Raw genomic sequence first — 504 nt, forward strand, 5'->3', positions numbered from 1 at the left:
GATCCTCCTCCGGGCCTTCTCCGCCGAAGGCTCGGTCGTCCTGGGGAGCTTGTTCACGTCGCGGACGAACCGCACCATCATGAAGAACACCCTTGTCCTGGGCGCTGTCGTTGGCCTGATAGGGACGCTGCTGGGCTTCTTCTTCGCCTACGTCCAGGCGCGCGTGGCAATGCCGGGAAAACGTCTCCTGCACTTGATCTGCCTGGTTCCCATCGTCTCCCCGCCCTTCGCGGTCGCGACCTCGGCCATCACGCTTTTCGGACGAAATGGGATCATTTCGAACCAGGTGTTCCATCAACAGTGGAACATCTATGGCCTCAGCGGTCTGACACTGGTTCTGTCACTGTCTTTCTTCCCTGTCGCCTACATGAACATGCTCGGCATGCTGCGCAATCTCGATCCCGCGATGGAGGAGGCTGCTGCCTCGCTGGGTGCCTCGCAGTGGAGGATCTTCCGGACGGTGACATTGCCGATGCTGATCCCGGGGTTTGCCGCTTCCTTCCT

General features: G+C 60.5%; 1 protein-coding gene. It reads left to right on the forward strand.

Annotation, left to right across the window (positions count from 1 at the left end):
• On the forward strand, positions 1–504 hold a 504-nt coding region (locus FK530_RS25645; RefSeq protein WP_146489556.1), incomplete at both ends, for an ABC transporter permease.

This window comes from Tsukamurella conjunctivitidis (assembly GCF_007858475.1).
Classification (GTDB): domain Bacteria; phylum Actinomycetota; class Actinomycetes; order Mycobacteriales; family Mycobacteriaceae; genus Tsukamurella; species Tsukamurella conjunctivitidis.